At 70.2% G+C, this 14,036-nt stretch carries 15 protein-coding genes and 1 tRNA gene; 9 read left to right on the top strand and 7 right to left on the bottom strand.

Features of this window, described 5'->3' with window-relative positions:
• Positions 1-2 precede the first annotated feature (2 nt).
• Genes edd through E8A49_RS09165 form a run of 4 tightly spaced genes read left to right on the top strand, consistent with a single transcriptional unit; the run spans position 3 to position 3,683 of the window.
• A complete protein-coding gene (gene edd / locus E8A49_RS09180) occupies positions 3-1,814 on the top strand; it encodes a phosphogluconate dehydratase (RefSeq protein WP_293379418.1) in 1,812 nt (603 codons plus the stop codon).
• Positions 1,814-2,782 carry a glucokinase gene (gene glk, locus E8A49_RS09175; RefSeq protein ID WP_293379415.1) on the top strand — a complete coding sequence of 323 codons (969 nt, stop codon included), beginning with the start codon at positions 1,814-1,816 and terminating at the stop codon, positions 2,780-2,782. The genes edd and glk overlap by 1 nt, the downstream gene beginning before the upstream one ends.
• Positions 2,783-2,808: 26 nt before the next feature.
• Positions 2,809-3,426 carry a bifunctional 4-hydroxy-2-oxoglutarate aldolase/2-dehydro-3-deoxy-phosphogluconate aldolase gene (gene eda, locus E8A49_RS09170; RefSeq protein WP_293379412.1) on the top strand — a complete coding sequence of 206 codons (618 nt, stop codon included), beginning with the start codon at positions 2,809-2,811 and terminating at the stop codon, positions 3,424-3,426.
• Positions 3,426-3,683 (top strand): hypothetical protein, encoded by a 258-nt coding sequence (locus tag E8A49_RS09165; RefSeq protein WP_293379409.1) that lies wholly within the window; start codon positions 3,426-3,428, stop codon positions 3,681-3,683. The genes eda and E8A49_RS09165 overlap by 1 nt, the downstream gene beginning before the upstream one ends.
• Here E8A49_RS09165 and E8A49_RS09160 read toward each other — a convergent pair.
• Entirely contained in the window at positions 3,680-4,078 is a 399-nt protein-coding gene (locus tag E8A49_RS09160) for a hypothetical protein (RefSeq protein WP_293379407.1), read from the bottom strand. The two genes, E8A49_RS09165 and E8A49_RS09160, sit on opposite strands and share 4 nt — an antisense overlap.
• 207 nt (positions 4,079-4,285) lie before the next feature.
• Here E8A49_RS09160 and E8A49_RS09155 point away from each other — a divergent pair, with 207 nt between their 5' ends.
• From E8A49_RS09155 to E8A49_RS09145, 3 genes are all read left to right on the top strand, one after another.
• Positions 4,286-5,518, top strand: coding sequence for a CoA transferase (locus tag E8A49_RS09155; protein WP_293379405.1), 1,233 nt, complete (start codon positions 4,286-4,288; stop codon positions 5,516-5,518).
• Between the two features lie 7 nt (positions 5,519-5,525).
• Complete coding sequence (locus E8A49_RS09150) at positions 5,526-6,077, top strand: AAA family ATPase (RefSeq protein ID WP_293379403.1); 552 nt, start codon at positions 5,526-5,528, stop codon at positions 6,075-6,077.
• A gap of 62 nt (positions 6,078-6,139) precedes the next feature.
• Complete coding sequence (locus E8A49_RS09145; RefSeq protein ID WP_293379401.1) at positions 6,140-7,201, top strand: hypothetical protein; 1,062 nt, start codon at positions 6,140-6,142, stop codon at positions 7,199-7,201.
• 143 nt (positions 7,202-7,344) lie between these two features.
• On the opposite strand, the gene E8A49_RS09140 is transcribed toward E8A49_RS09145, so the two are convergent.
• The 5 genes from E8A49_RS09140 to E8A49_RS09120 all read right to left on the bottom strand — a co-directional run bounded on the left by E8A49_RS09140 (position 7,345) and on the right by E8A49_RS09120 (position 12,913).
• Positions 7,345-8,364, bottom strand: a complete 1,020-nt coding sequence (locus tag E8A49_RS09140; RefSeq protein WP_293379399.1) for an SRPBCC family protein — start codon at positions 8,362-8,364, stop codon at positions 7,345-7,347.
• Between the two features lie 33 nt (positions 8,365-8,397).
• Positions 8,398-9,726 carry an amino acid permease gene (locus E8A49_RS09135; protein WP_293379397.1) on the bottom strand — a complete coding sequence of 443 codons (1,329 nt, stop codon included), beginning with the start codon at positions 9,724-9,726 and terminating at the stop codon, positions 8,398-8,400.
• 66 nt (positions 9,727-9,792) lie between these two features.
• Positions 9,793-10,203 carry an OB-fold domain-containing protein gene (locus E8A49_RS09130; protein ID WP_293379395.1) on the bottom strand — a complete coding sequence of 137 codons (411 nt, stop codon included), beginning with the start codon at positions 10,201-10,203 and terminating at the stop codon, positions 9,793-9,795.
• A 2-nt stretch (positions 10,204-10,205) separates the two neighbouring features.
• Positions 10,206-11,381 (bottom strand): thiolase domain-containing protein, encoded by a 1,176-nt coding sequence (locus E8A49_RS09125; protein WP_293379393.1) that lies wholly within the window; start codon positions 11,379-11,381, stop codon positions 10,206-10,208.
• 14 nt (positions 11,382-11,395) lie between these two features.
• Entirely contained in the window at positions 11,396-12,913 is a 1,518-nt protein-coding gene (locus tag E8A49_RS09120; RefSeq protein ID WP_293379391.1) for an AMP-binding protein, read from the bottom strand.
• Between the two features lie 193 nt (positions 12,914-13,106).
• Between E8A49_RS09120 and E8A49_RS09115 the strand changes: the two genes are divergently transcribed.
• Both E8A49_RS09115 and E8A49_RS09110 read left to right on the top strand, forming a co-directional pair.
• Positions 13,107-13,529 (top strand): PaaI family thioesterase, encoded by a 423-nt coding sequence (locus E8A49_RS09115; RefSeq protein ID WP_293379389.1) that lies wholly within the window; start codon positions 13,107-13,109, stop codon positions 13,527-13,529.
• Positions 13,530-13,637: 108 nt separating this feature from the next.
• Positions 13,638-13,727 (top strand) — tRNA-Ser (locus E8A49_RS09110).
• Between the two features lie 22 nt (positions 13,728-13,749).
• Here the strand turns inward: E8A49_RS09110 and E8A49_RS09105 are convergent.
• Positions 13,750-14,013, bottom strand: coding sequence for a hypothetical protein (locus tag E8A49_RS09105; protein WP_293379387.1), 264 nt, complete (start codon positions 14,011-14,013; stop codon positions 13,750-13,752).
• Positions 14,014-14,036 lie beyond the last annotated feature (23 nt).

Here is a 14,036-nt window from a genome sequence, read left to right as displayed (position 1 = left end):
ACATGCATCCGGTCACGGCGGAAGTCACCGAACGGATCGCCGAACGCAGCCGCGCGACCCGCGCCGACTACCTGGCCCGCATGGAGTCCGCCCGCTCCGCCGGGACCGGCCGCGCCAAGCTCTCCTGCGCCAACTGGGCCCACGCCTTCGCCGCCGAGAGCGACGGGACCAAGACCATGATGCGCGACCCCGCCGCGCCCAACCTGGCCATCGTCAGCGCCTACAACGACATGCTCTCGGCCCACCAGCCGCTGGAGCGCTTCCCGGCCATCATCAAGCAGGCCGCGCGCGAGGCCGGCGCGGCGGCCCAGTACGCCGGCGGGGCGCCGGCCATGTGCGACGGGGTCACACAGGGCCGGCCGGGCATGGAGCTGTCGCTGTTCTCCCGCGACGTGATCGCCATGGCCACCGCCGTGGCCCTGACCCACGACGCCTTCGACGCGGCCCTGATGCTGGGGGTCTGCGACAAGATCGTGCCGGGCCTGACCATGGGGGCCTTGAGCTTCGGCCACCTGCCGGTGATCTTCGTCCCCGCCGGGCCGATGACCTCGGGGGTGTCGAACCACGAGAAGGCCCGCGTCCGCGCCCTCTACGCCCAGGGCCAGGCGACGCGGGAGGAACTTCTGGACTCGGAAATGGCCTCCTACCACGGGCCCGGCACCTGCACCTTCTACGGCACCGCCAACTCCAATCAGATGATGATGGAGATGGCCGGGCTGCACCTGCCGGGCGCGGCCTTCGTGCATCCGAACACGCCGCTCCGCGACGCGCTCACCGCTGCCGCGGCCAAACGGGCGGTGGAGATCCGCGACGGGGCCAACGCCTATGCGCCCATGGCCCAGGTGGTGGGCGTCAAGAGCGTGGTGAACATGCTCGCGGGCCTCTTGGCCACGGGCGGGTCCACCAACCATACCCTGCACCTGATCGCCATGGGCCGCGCGGCGGGCGTCCTGCTGACCTGGGAGGATTTCGACGACCTCTCCCGCGTCACGCCGCTGATCGCGCGGGTCTATCCGAACGGGGCTGAGGACGTGAACGCCTTCCATGCCGCCGGCGGCATGGCCTTCGTGGTGCGCCAGCTGCTGGACGCGGGCCTCGCCCATGACGACGTGCTCACCGTGGCCGGCCAGGGCCTGCGCCGCTATCAGGCCGAGCCCTTCCTCGACGGCGGCAAGCTGGTCTGGCGCGAGGGCGCGGCCCGGTCCCTGAACCGCGACATCCTGCGGCCGGTGGACGATCCCTTCCACACCGAGGGCGGCCTGCGTCTGCTCAAGGGCCCGCTCGGCCGGGCGGTGATGAAGACCTCGTCGATGAAGCCCGACCATCTGGTGGTCGAGGCGCCGGCGGCGGTGTTCGAAAGCCAGGACGACCTGCAGGCCGCCTATCATCGCGGCGAGCTCGACAGGGATTTCGTCGCCGTGGTCCGTTTCCAGGGCCCGCAGGCCAACGGCATGCCGGAGCTGCACAACCTCACCCCGCCGCTGGGCGTCCTGCTGGACAAGGGCTTCAAGGTGGCGCTGGTCACCGACGGGCGGATGTCGGGCGCCTCGGGCAAGGTCCCGGCGGCGATCCACGTCACGCCGGAAGCCGCCGACGGCGGACCGCTGGCCCGCGTCCGCGACGGCGACGTGATTCGGCTCGACGCGCACAACGGGACTTTGGAGATCAAGGTGGACACCCACGAGTTCATGGGACGCGAACGCGCCAAGGCCCCGCCGTCCGTCCCCGGCTACGGCCGCGAGCTGTTCGGCCTGATGCGCCGCGCCGCGGGGACCGCCGACACCGGCGCCTGCTCGCTGTTCGAGGCCGCCTGATGAAGCCCAGTTACACCGGCCTGGTCGGCGACGTCGGCGGCACCAACGCCCGCTTCGCCCTGATCGACGCCGAAGGCCGGGTGCGTAACCTGCACATCTATCCGTCCGCCAACTATTCTTCGCTGAACGACATCATCGCCGACTACCTGGAGCGGACCATGGGCCGCAAGCGCGTTCCACGCGCGGTGATCGCCGTGGCCGGGCCGGTGGTGGACGGCGAGATCGAGTTCACCAATCTCGACTGGCAGGTCTCCGAAGGCGACCTCCTCGCCCAGTTCGAGTTCGAGGCGGTCAAGCTGATCAACGACTTCGCCGCCCAGGCCCTGGCCTGTCCGATGTTGACCGGCGAAGCCCTCAAGGTGCTCGGGCCGCCCCGGCGCGGGCCGCCGGATTGCCCCATGGTGGTGCTGGGCGCCGGCACGGGCTTCGGGGTGGCGGGCCTGGCGCGCAGCGACCGCGGCGACGTGGCGGTGGCCACCGAGGGCGGCCACGCGGCCTTCGCCCCCTCCGACGACCTGGAGGTGGAGATCTGGAGCCAGTTCCGCACTATCCACGGCCGGGTCTCCATTGAGCGCATCCTCTCCGGCCGCGGCCTGTTCGAGCTCTATGGCGTGATGGGCAAGCTGCGCCAGATGGAGCCGCACCTGGCCGACGAAAAGGCGGTGTTCGAAGCCGCCAGCAAGGGCGACGTCCTGGCCGCCGAGGCCGTCGATCGCTTCTGCGCCATCCTGGGCTCGGTGGCCGGCGACCTGGCCCTGAGCTTCGGCGCCCGCGGCGGGGTCTTCATCTCCGGCGGCATCGCGCCGCGCATGGTCGAGCGGCTGGCGGCGAGCGAGTTCCGCGCCCGTTTCGAGGCCAAGGGCCGGCTGTCGTCCTACCTGCAGCAGATCCCCACCTCGCTGGTGGTGCATCCCTATCCGGCGATCATCGGGGCTGCGCGGGAGCTTTCGATGATGGAGCGCATGTGAGCGCGGCTCCCCCTTCAGGGAACGACTTGAGCCTGGATGAGATCCTCGGGCTCGCCCCGGTGATCCCGGTGCTGATCATCGAGGATGTGGCGTACGCGGTCCCGCTCGGCCGCGCCTTGGTGGCCGGGGGCCTGCCGGTGCTGGAGATCACCCTGCGCACCCCGGTCGCCATGGACTGCCTGGAGCGGATGGCCGGCGAGGTTGAGGGCGGCGTCGTGGGCGCCGGCACCGTGCTCAACCCGGCCATGCGCCGCGCCGCCGCCGCGGCGGGCGCAAGGTTCTGCGTCAGCCCGGGCCTGATCGAGGGCGAGACCGCCGGGGAGCGCGCGCCCCTGTTGCCCGGGATCGCCACGGCCACCGAACTGATCGCCGGCCTGGCCGCCGGGTTCACCAACTTCAAGCTCTTCCCGGCCAATGTCGTCGGCGGGATCGAGGCCCTGAAGGCCTTCGCGAGCCCCTTCCAGCAGGCCCGATTCTGCCCGACCGGCGGGGTCAACGCGGCCAACGCGGCTGACTACCTGGCCCTGCCCAACGTGGTCTGCGTCGGCGGCAGCTGGGTCGCGCCCGCCGAAGCGATCCGCGCCGGCGACTGGGGCCGCATCACCGCGCTGGCCCGCGAGGCCGCCGCCTTGGGCGCTGGCTGATGGACGAGACCAACGACCAGCTGCGCTGGGAGGTCACCGCCGTCGCCCAGCCCGCCGAGGCCGGCTCGGCGATCGTCAAGGTGCGCGGCCGGAACGCCATGACGCCGGAAATCGAATTCGACATGGTCGTCGACTGGCCCGCCGGCGCCGAACGCGCCGACGTGGAGGGCCGCGCGCTGGTGATCCTCTCCCTGCTGTTCAAGGAGCTGGCCGCCGAGTGCGAGCGGGTGGCGGGCGAGCGGTTCGAGCGCGGCTAGGGCCGGATCAAGTGCGGCAGGGCGGCGACTTCCTGCGGCGTCATCGGCTCGATGGTGTCGATCGGGCAGGCGATTTCGGACCGGATCTGGACGTCGGCCGGCTTGCAGATCATCTCGGCGTGTCTTGAGGACAGAATGCCGCTCAAGACCTCGAAAGCCTCATGCCGCGGCGTGCCGCCGGTGACGCAGTCGCCCTTGGTCTCCACATGGAAGTAGGCGACGGCGTGCATGTGATCGATGTCTTTCACCTTGAAGTAGAGGGTGTGCGGACCGGCCGCGACGCGGTCGCCGATGTCCCGGACGAAGAAGCAGCCCTTCTCAGGCGCCGCGGACGCCGCCGAGGCGAGGATGAGGGCCGCGATCCCCGCGAGGCCGGCAAGACGGTTCAGCTTCATGGTCGTCTCCCACTCTAGTGGGCCTCTATGCCGTACTGGCGTCACGCCGATGTTGCGCGCCGGACGCCTGCGTCTCACCGCCTCCGGGAAACGCGCTTCGGCGGGTTCGAGTCCGTAGGCTCTCCCGTCACGCGCTCTATCTTTGTAGACTGGGCTGAACATAACGACCGGAAGCGGCGTGGGGAGCGGTAAGTGGGAAAGCGTGACGTGACGAAGACCAAGACCTTGGCCGGCAAGGCGACGGGGCCGCTCAGCGGCGTGCGCATCCTGGACCTGACCAGCGTGGTCAACGGCGCCTATGCGACCCAGATCCTGGCCGACCAGGGCGCCGATGTGATCAAGGTCGAGGACCCCGGCGGCCGTCGCGGCGGCGGCGGCGACATCATGCGTTATCCGGGCCATGTCCCGGAGGGCGCGCCGCGCGACCTCGGACCCATCTTCCTGACCATCAACCGCAACAAGCGCTCCATCGTGCTGGACCTGAAAGAGCCCAGCGCGCAACGGGCGCTGAAGCGCTTGGTGGAGAGCTGCGACGTCTTCGCGGCCTCGGTGCGCTACGAGGGGCTGAAGCGCCTGGGCCTCAGCTATGAGGACCTGAAGGCGGTGAAGCCGGACATCATCTATGTCCACGCCGCCGGCTACGGCTCCGACGGCCCCTATGCGGGCGAGCCGGCCTATGACGACCTGATCCAGTCCGCCTCAGGCCTGGCCGACGTCCTGCCGCGTACGGACGGCAACGACACACCGCGCATCCTGCCGACCCTGGTGGCCGACAAGGTCTCGGGCCTCTTCATGGCCCAGGCGGTGACCGCGGCCCTGCTGCACAAGGCGCGCACCGGCGAGGGCCAGTTCGTCGAGGTGCCGATGCTGGAATGCGTCACCAGCTTCCTGCTGGTCGAGCACCTCTACGACCACACCTTCGAACCGGCGCTGGGCCAATGGGGCTATCCGCGGGTCGTCAATCCCAACCGCAAGCCGTTCAAGACCGCGGATGGCTACATCGGCCTCCTGCCGTACACGGACAAGCAGTGGGACCAGTTCTTCGAGGTGGCCGGCTGGGGCGACAGCCTGGCGAAGGACCCGCGCTTCTCCGACTACGCCGCGCGCGCCAAGCACACCCACGAGCTCTACGGCCTGGTGGAAACGGTCACCGGGACCAAGACCACCGAGGAATGGCTCGCGCTCCTGAAGCCCCTGTCGATCCCGGTGGTGCGCACCAACCGCCTGGATGAGCTGGAGGCGGACCCGCACCTGGCCGCCGTCGGCTTCTTCGAGCACTACGACCATCCCGACTGCGGGGCCTACAAGCAGATCCGGCCGCCGGTGAAGTTCGCGGGCTCGCCCGCCAACATCCGGCGCCACCCGCCCCGGCTGGGCGAGCACACCGAGGAGGTGCTGGCCGAGTTCGGCGTCGGCCTCGGCGAAGACGAACCCGCGTGAGCCCGTCGTGCGCGTCCTGGTCATGGGCTCGACGGGGTCGGGCAAGTCGACGTTCGCCCGGCGCCTCGCCGAGCGCATCGGCGCGCCGCACATCGAGCAGGACGCCCTGAACTGGGACCCCGGCTGGACCAACCTCAGCCAGGTTGACCCCGAAAAGCTGCGCGGCCGGGTGCGGGCGTCGATCGCCGCCGAGGCCTGGACCGCCTGCGGCAATTACTCCGCCGTGCGCGACCTCTTCCTGGCGCGCGCCACCCACCTCGTCTGGCTGGATTACACGCGGCCGGTGGTCATGGCGCGGGTGATCCGCCGCTCGGTGGTCCGCGCCATCGCCCGCGACGAGCTCTGGGAGGGCACCGGCAACCGTGAGGACGTCCGCCGCTGGCTGGACAAGGACCATCCGATCCGCTGGGCCTGGGACACCTTTCGCCGCCGCCGCGCGGCCTATGAGGCGATGTTGGCCGATCCGCGGCTTGCGCATCTTGAGACCCACCGCGTCCGGCGCCCGCGCGAGGCCGGCTTCCTTATCGACCGTCTTGTCGCCGAGGCTCTTCCCATCTGATAGCGTCGGTCTATTCTGTAGGCAGCGCCGACCGGCAAGAGTCGGCCGGAGGACATTTGGCCATGCCCATTTCCAATCGCACCCATTTCCTGGCGGCCGCATCGTGCGCCGTCCTCTCGCTCAGCGCCTCGGCGGCCCTGGCTCAGGCCGGCGGGTCCTACACGGCCCCGCGCACCGCGTACGGCCAGCCGGACCTGCAGGGCAACTGGACGACGGCCACCATCACGCCGCTGACCCGCGACCCGAAGTTCGGCACCCGGAACGTGCTGACCAAACAGGAAGCCGACCAACTGGAGGGCGCCACCCGCGCCCAGATTGCCCGAGCCGATGCGCCGACCCCGCCCGACGCCACGGTCAAGGACCTGAAGAACGCCGATTGTGGCGCGGACGGCATCTCCGGCTTCAACTGCGGCTACAATCAGGGCTGGAAGGATCCCGGCACCACGCTGATCGACATCAACGGCGAGAAGCGCGCCTCGATCATCACCTCGCCGGCCAACGGCCAGTTCCCGCCGCGCGCGTCCGGCGCGCCGGACCCCGCCGCCGCCCGCGCCCGCATGGCGCACCGCACCGACAATCCGGAAGGCTTCAGCCTGGGCGAGCGCTGCCTGCTCTCCTTCGGCTCGTCGGCCGGTCCGCCGATGCTGCCGCTGATGTACAACAACACCTACCAGATCGTGCAGACCAAGGACGAGATCGCCATCGACGTGGAGATGGTCCACGACGTGCGCCACATCCGGCTGAACGCCCAGCATGGCCCCTCGAACATCAAGCTCTGGATGGGCGACTCGGTCGGCCACTGGGAAGGCGACACCCTGGTGGTCGAGACCACCAACATGCGTCCCGAACAAGGGCTGCGCGGCGCCTCGCCGAACCAGAAGGTGATCGAACGCTTCCGCCGGATCGGGCCGAACTCGATCTCCTATCAGTTCACCGTGGAGGATCCGACCGTCTACGCCACGCCGTTCAGCGGCGAGGTGCAGATGCGCACCACCAAGGGCCAGGTCTACGAATACGCCTGCCACGAGGGGAACTACGCCCTGACCGGCATGCTGGCCGGCGCCCGCGCCGATGAGAAGAAGCAGGCCGAAGCCGGCGGCGCCGCCAAGACCGGCGGAGAGTAAGCGGCGCTAAAAATCCTCCCCTTCAGGGGGAGGTGGCGCGAAGCGCCGGAGGGGTTTCACCTCCGGCGTCGTGGGCTTGAACCCCCTCAGTCAGCTTCGCTGAGAGCTCCCCCTGAGGGGGAGCATCTACGTCGTCGCCGCGGTCAGGCTGAAATCGTTGCGAGCTTTGCCGGCGCGGGCTCGCCGTGCGCGTCGGCGATGCGGGCCTGGAACCAGGCGACCCCACGCTCGTGCTTCGGCGACAGCACGCCGCCGCGGTAGATCCCGGCGCTGAGGTTGCGCTGCACCTCCTCGCAGACCTGCTTGTCCTGCGCGGTCACCCGGTCGGAGGCCTCGAACATCTGCGCCAGCTCGGCGGCGCGGGCCGGATCGAAGAAGTAGAAATAGTCGAGGCGCGTCTCCTCCGGACCCACGGCGGTCATGCGCTCGATCATGGAGCCGTGGCGGTAGGTGTTGATCGCCAGGTTGGGCCACAGCCACGCCCAGGTCCCGGCGTAGACGGAGGCGTCGCGCGCCGGCGCCCACTGGAAGATCACCTCGCCCTCGATGTCGACCTGGTAGTCGGCCACGACCACATCGGCGTCGAACTCCGGATGGACCATCGGCAGGTGATAGCCCTCCAGGTAGTTCTCGACATAGGTCTTCCAGTTGCAGGCCAGCCGGTGGCTGCGGCGCTCGGTGAGCGGGAAGTCCGGGAACGGCGCGAGGTCGGTGAGCGGCGCGAACGACTCGCTGAGCGGGGCGGCGTCCAGGTCGAGGTTGACGAACACCAGGCCGCGCCAGGTCTCCACCCGCGCGGGGAACAGGCCGAACTCGCGCGGATCGAAGCCGGGCGCCGCGCCGAAATCGACAGCGTTGCGCAACCGGCCGTCCAGGCTGTAGCGCCAGCCGTGGTAGCGGCAGGTGAAGGCCTCGCCGCAATGGCCCGCGCCGTCAGCCACCAGGGCTCCGGCGCGGTGGCGGCAGACATTGTGGAAGGCCGCCAGCGCCCCCTCGGCGTTGCGCACCACCACCACCGGCGCGCCGCCGACGTCCTCGGCGATGTAGTCGCCGGGATTGGGCGCCATGGCCGTGTGGCCGACGAACTGCCAGGACCGCCGCAGCACCTCCGTCCGGTCGGTCCGGAACGCCTCCTCGCCGCTATAGAGATCGACGCGCAGCATCTCGCTCTCCCAGGTCCTGCCCCATGCCGCAGACTAGCGGCGGCGCAGCCAGAGATACAGCAGCGCTGACGCCGCGATGGGAACCAGGCAGAAGCCGAGCTCGATCGGCTTGCCCGACGCGATCAGGATCAGGCTGGCGGCAATGGCTGCGAGCGCGGTCATCCTTGCGGGCCACCGTCGGGCGGGCGCGAGGCCTCCCGACAGCCGGATCAGCGACCCCCCGGCCAGGGTGTAGCTGTAGAGGCTGAGCAGTACGCTCACGTCGGCGAGGGTGGCGAACTGCTGGCCGAGGCTGGGCGAGGTCGTGCCTGTGGCCACCAGGGTCATCAGGCCGCCGGTGGCAAGCAGGTTGATCGCCGAGGCGCGCTCGCCGGGCCGGGTGCGGAAGAGGCGGGGAAAGACGCCCGCGTCGGCGCCGCTGCGGCTGGTCTCGCTGGTCACCAGCACCCAGCCGGTGAGGCAGCCCTGAGCCCGCAGCAGGGCGCAGACCGCGATCACGCCGGCCAGGCCCAGGCCGAACACCACCTGGCCCGCCTCGGCGAAGGGGGCGCTCGATCGGGCCAGCGCATTGGCGGGCAGGATGCCCATCAGCACACAGCAGGCGCTGATATAGAGCGCGGCCACGACAACGACGCCGATCAGGCTGGCGCGGCCGACATTACGCGCCGGATCGCGCACCACGCCGGCTGTGGCCGCCGCGGACTCCACGCCCAGGAAGGCGAAGAAGGCGGTGAGCGCCGAGGGGCCCACCGCCGCGGGCAGGGACAATCCCTTCGGGTTCCAGGCGGCGAGGAACAGGCCCGGATGGAAGGCGAGCCAGCCCAGGGTGGCGGCGATCGCCACCGGCGCCAAGCCCACCGCCAGCGTTGCGCCTTCGACGCGCGCCACCGCCCGCGGGCCGATCCAGGCGGCGGCGACGCTCAGCCAGATCGAGGCCAGGGTCAGCATCAGCCGCGGCGCGGGGCCCGCGAGCGCCGGCGCGAGATAGCCTACGGCCCCGGCCACCGCCATGGCGATCGGCACCATCCCGGTCCAGCAGCCCACCCAGTAGGCCGTCGCCGTCTGCACGCCGAAGACGGGCCCCAGGCCCGCCTCCACATAGCCCGGCAGGCCCTTGGCCTGCGGGGCTGCGCCCGCCAGCCAGGCGAACATCCCAGCGACGGCGAGGGCCGCGGCGGTGGCGGCGATCCAGCCCAGGATGGAGATCGAGCCTATGGCCCCCAGGCTGACCGGCAGGAGGAAGATGCCGGAGCCCACCATGCTGCCGGCGACCAGGCCGATGGCCCCCAGCAGTCCCACCGCGCCGTGATGAGCGTGGACTCGAGCAGGCGGCGCAAGCTCGCTGGCGTCGGATATGGCCATTCAGAGCCCCCGGCTCTGGCGCCGGGCGCGGCGTCCACCGACCATCGCCCGGATCGGACGCGGCGCCTAGATCGGCGCGAACACCGGTACGGGCGGCCCGCCGTCGGTGTCCTGGAAGCGCACCTTGACCCGCAGGCCGATGGAAAGCGCGTCCGGCGGCACGCCCAGGAAGTTGGTCAGGACCGCCGGGCCCTCGTCGAGCGTGACATAGCCGATGGCGTAGGGGCCGGTCTGCGAGCGGCGCATCACCGAATAGGTGTAGATCGCCCCCTCGCCGGGACTCTCCTCCCACACGGTCTCGCCGGAGGCGCAGTAAGGGCAGATGGCGCGCGGGTACCAGTGGGCCTTGCCGCAGTCGACGCAGCGCTTGATCAGGAACCGGCCTTCCCTGGCGGCGTCCCAGAAGGCCTGGGTCTCCAGGTTGACCACCGGCGCCGGAATGGGCCGAACCATCGGGTCGTTGGAAGCTTCCGACATCTTCAGGCCTCCCGTTCCAGGATCACCGTCGCCGAGCCGTGGCGCGTGCCCAGCGAGCCGCCCGTGCCGTGGGCGATGGCCAGGTCGCAGTTCGGGACCTGCACTTTCGGGTGCGCCTCGCCGCGCAGCTGGCGCACCGCCTCGATCACCTTGGTGATGCCGCCGCGGTTGGTGGGGTGGTTGTTGCACAGGCCGCCGCCGTCGGTGTTGAACGGCAGCTTGCCGACGCCGGAGATCAGGTTCCCGTCGGACACGAACCTTCCGCCCTCGCCCTTGGCGCAGAAGCCCAGGTCTTCGATCTGCATCAGGACGGTGATGGTGAAACTGTCGTAGATCGAGGCATATTTAATGTCCGCGGGCGTTACGCCGGCTTCTCCGAAAGCCTTCGGTCCGGACCAGACGGCGCCCGAGTGGGTCAGGTCCAGATCGAGCCCGCCGCGCGGGCCCTTCGGCGCCTCGCCTGCGCCCATCACCCGCACCTTCGGCCGGTTCAGGCTTCTGGCGATTTCCGGGCTGGTGACGATCAGCGCGCCGCCGCCGTCGGTCACGACGCAGCAGTCGAGCAGATGCAGCGGATCGGATATCATCCGTGAGCTGATGACATCCTCGACGGTGACCACGTCGCGCAGGAAGGCGTGCTCGTTCCACTGGGCGTGATGGCTGGCCGCGACCTTGATCCAGGCCAGCTGTTCGCTGGTCGTGCCGTACTCGTACATGTGCCGCATGGCGCACATGCCGTAGGTGTTGTGGGTCGAGCCGCCGTAGATGTTCTCGAATCCCGCCTCCGGCGCCGGCTCGCCGAAGCCGCCGCCGCGCCCGCCGGCGCCACGCGCCTGTCGGGGCCGGCCGGCGAGCGTGATCAGGGCCACGGAGCACTTGCCCGCCGCGATCGCCTCCGCCGCGTGGCCCACATGGACGATGTAGGACGAGCCGCCGGTCTCGGTGGAGTCCAGGTGGCGGACGTTCTTCAGCCCCATGTAGTCGATCATGGAAAGCGCGCCGAACCCCGGGGCGTCGCCGGCGCAGAAATAGCCGTCGATGTCGTCCTTCGTGAGCCCCGCGTCGGCCAGCGCGCCCCTGGCGCATTCGGCGTGCAGCTGCGGCGTCGTCTTGTCCGGCGCGTCGCGCAGCGGATGCTCGAACGCGCCCATGATGTAGGCCTTGCCCTTGATGCTCATGGCCGCTCCCCGGGTCAGGCCTCTTCCGTCTTCAGCCGTGCGTCGCGCAGAGCCGAGCGGCGCACCTTGCCGGCGTCGTCGCGCAGGGGCTCGTCGACGAACTCGTAGGTGCGCGGCTGCTTGTAGCTGACCAGGCGGTCGGCCAGATGGGCTTTAAGATCCTCTGGGCTCACCGTCCCCTTGGTCTGGACGATGGCGTGGATGATGTTGCCGAGGTCGTCGTCGGGCAGGCCGATCACCGCCACCGACTGCACCTGGGGATGCTCCTCCAGCGCCGCCTCGATCTCGGCCGGATAGACGTTGGAGCCGCCCACCAGGATCATGTCGGTGCGCCGGTCGGCCAGGTAGAGGTAGCCCTCGGCGTCGAACCAGCCGATGTCGCCCAGGCTCTCCCAGCCGCCTTCGATGGCCTTGGCGGTGGCGCCCAGGTACTTGTATGTCGGCGGCGCGCCTTCCGGGCGGCGCATGTAGATCTCGCCGACCTCGCCCGGGGGCAGGTCGCGGCCGTCCTCGCCCACCGCCTTCATCTCGCCCATCATCACCCGGCCGACCGAGCCTCGGTGCTCCAGCCATTCGGCGCCGGTGATGACGGTTATCGCCTGGGCCTCGGTGCCGGCGTAGAGCTCCATCACCTTGTCCGGCCCGATCCAGCGGATGAAGGCCTCCTTCAGGAAGGCCGGGCAGGGCGCGGCCAGGTGCCAGAGGGTCTCCAGCGACGAGACGTCATAGCGCTCGCGCACCGCGTCCGGCAGCCGCCAGATGCGGTTCATCATGGTCGGCACGACATAGACCCAGGTGGCCTTGCGCGCCTCGATCTCGGCCAGGGTCGCCTCGGGGTCGAACCGCGGCATCACCACCAGGTGGCAGCCCTGGGAGATGGCGGACATCATCATGCCGAAGCCGGCGTTGTGGTAGAGCGGCGCCGGCAGGACGGCGATGGAATTGGGCGTCAGGCGCCAGCCGCCGATCTCCGGCGTCTCCTTGGTGGTCACCCCAGGCTGGCCGGCCAGGATCAGCTTCGGCCGCCCGGTCGAGCCGCCGCTGGTCGGCGCCTTGGAGATCGGCGCGGTCGCGTCCGGCAGGTCCCTATCGTCGGAGGACCTGGCGGCGATGTCGTCCACCGTGACCAGCGGCCGGTCGATCTCGTGCTTGAAGTCGGCGATGACGATGGGCGTCCTGGCGAGCTCGACGATCGCCTCCAGCTCGCCCTTCGGCAGGCGGAAGGAGACCGGCTGCGGCGTCGCCCCCAGCTTCCAGATGGCGTAGCAGGCCTCCACGAAGCCCACCCCGTTCGGCAGGCCCAGCGTCACCAGGTCGCCGTGCTTGACGCCCAACGCCTGCAGGCCGCGCGCCAGCCGGTTCGTCCGGCGGTGCAGCTCGGCGTAGGTCAGGCTGGCCGGCCCGCAGCTCACCGCAGGCGCATTGGGCTGGAAGGTCGCGTGCTGCCTCAGCTTCGCGCCCAGGGAGATCATCTCCGGCGCGGTGGTCGTCCCGAAGCTGGCGGCGGCGAGGTCGGGTTTGTCTTCGGCCATGGCGTCTTTCCCAATGTCTGGCGGGCCAATGTTCGGCGGGTCTTAGCGCCCGCCCGCTCTGAAATCGTCCGGTCCGCCGCAATCCTCGGCGGGGCCGCCACTCTCCCCTCAAGGATGCGGCGGCGGCAAGGCCTTGGTTTCGGTTGCGAGGCTCCCTAGGTCATCCGAAAGGGCCGACGAACGGGAGACGGGCATGCTGGACGGCAATGTGGCGGCGGACTTCGCCGAGCGGCAGAAGGGCGCCCTGCCAGGCGAGCTCGGCATCCAATGGGACGAGGTCGCCAATGGCCGCGCCGCCGGCTGGTTCACGGTGGAGCGCCGCCACATGGCGCCCAACGGCTTCCTGCACGCCGCCTCGGTGATCGCCCTGGTGGATTCGGCCTGCGGCTACGCCTGCGTGGCCAGCCTGCCCGAGGGCGCCACCGGCTTCACCACCATCGAGCTCAAGGCCAACTACCTGGGCACCGCCAAGGAAGGCGAGACCGTGGAATGCCGCGCGCGCCTGGCCCACGGCGGGCGCATGACCCAGGTCTGGGACGCCGAGGCGGTCAACCGCACCACCGGCAAGACCATGGCGCTGTTCCGCTGCACCCAGATGGTGCTGTACCCGCGCTGACCGCATCGGGCCGCGTTGAAGCGCCGCTCTTGCCTCCAAGGGGTCGGATGAGTAGGTTCCGCGCCTCGCTCAGCGGACCCCCTATTCTCCGGGTCCGGCGCCGGCTCTGGAGAGGTGGCTGAGTGGTCGAAAGCACCGCACTCGAAATGCGGCGTGCCTTTACGGGCACCGTGGGTTCGAATCCCACCCTCTCCGCCAGAACCCCGCGCGCGCCGGACCCTCACAAAAACGGCAGCTTGAACCCCGGGCCGTAGATCCAGCCGGCGGCGATGTAGAAGCCGGTGTAGGCGTCGGGCGCGCCGACGGGGCCCCAGATCCAGCCGTTGGCGATCCAGTGGCGGGTGTCCAGGTCGGCGGCGCCGTCGGGGCCCCAGATGTGGTTGGCGCCGTCGATCCAGAACTTGCCGTGCTGCTCGGCCTGGCTGCTGTAGATCCAGCCGTCCTCGATCCAGGCGACGGGGACGATGTTCGCGTTCTTCGTCACCGGACCCACTCGCACCTTCGGCT

The sequence above is a fragment of the Phenylobacterium sp. genome (assembly GCF_004799515.1).
In the GTDB taxonomy this organism is placed as follows: domain Bacteria; phylum Pseudomonadota; class Alphaproteobacteria; order Caulobacterales; family Caulobacteraceae; genus Phenylobacterium.
The sequence above is the reverse complement of the archived record's forward strand: the minus strand, read 5'-3'. Positions and strand labels throughout refer to the sequence as shown.

Excerpts from the sequence above, each read along its gene's own strand:
- edd (WP_293379418.1), top strand. The coding sequence starts at position 3 with ATGCATCCGGTCACGGCGGAAGTCACCGAACGGATCGCCGAACGCAGC.
- glk (WP_293379415.1), top strand. The coding sequence starts at position 1,814 with ATGAAGCCCAGTTACACCGGCCTGGTCGGCGACGTCGGCGGCACCAAC.
- E8A49_RS09165 (WP_293379409.1), top strand. The coding sequence starts at position 3,426 with ATGGACGAGACCAACGACCAGCTGCGCTGGGAGGTCACCGCCGTCGCC.
- E8A49_RS09160 (WP_293379407.1), bottom strand. The coding sequence starts at position 4,078 with ATGAAGCTGAACCGTCTTGCCGGCCTCGCGGGGATCGCGGCCCTCATC.
- E8A49_RS09145 (WP_293379401.1), top strand. The coding sequence starts at position 6,140 with ATGCCCATTTCCAATCGCACCCATTTCCTGGCGGCCGCATCGTGCGCC.
- E8A49_RS09140 (WP_293379399.1), bottom strand. The coding sequence starts at position 8,364 with ATGCTGCGCGTCGATCTCTATAGCGGCGAGGAGGCGTTCCGGACCGAC.
- E8A49_RS09135 (WP_293379397.1), bottom strand. The coding sequence starts at position 9,726 with ATGGCCATATCCGACGCCAGCGAGCTTGCGCCGCCTGCTCGAGTCCAC.
- E8A49_RS09130 (WP_293379395.1), bottom strand. The coding sequence starts at position 10,203 with ATGTCGGAAGCTTCCAACGACCCGATGGTTCGGCCCATTCCGGCGCCG.
- E8A49_RS09125 (WP_293379393.1), bottom strand. The coding sequence starts at position 11,381 with ATGAGCATCAAGGGCAAGGCCTACATCATGGGCGCGTTCGAGCATCCG.
- E8A49_RS09120 (WP_293379391.1), bottom strand. The coding sequence starts at position 12,913 with ATGGCCGAAGACAAACCCGACCTCGCCGCCGCCAGCTTCGGGACGACC.
- E8A49_RS09115 (WP_293379389.1), top strand. The coding sequence starts at position 13,107 with ATGCTGGACGGCAATGTGGCGGCGGACTTCGCCGAGCGGCAGAAGGGC.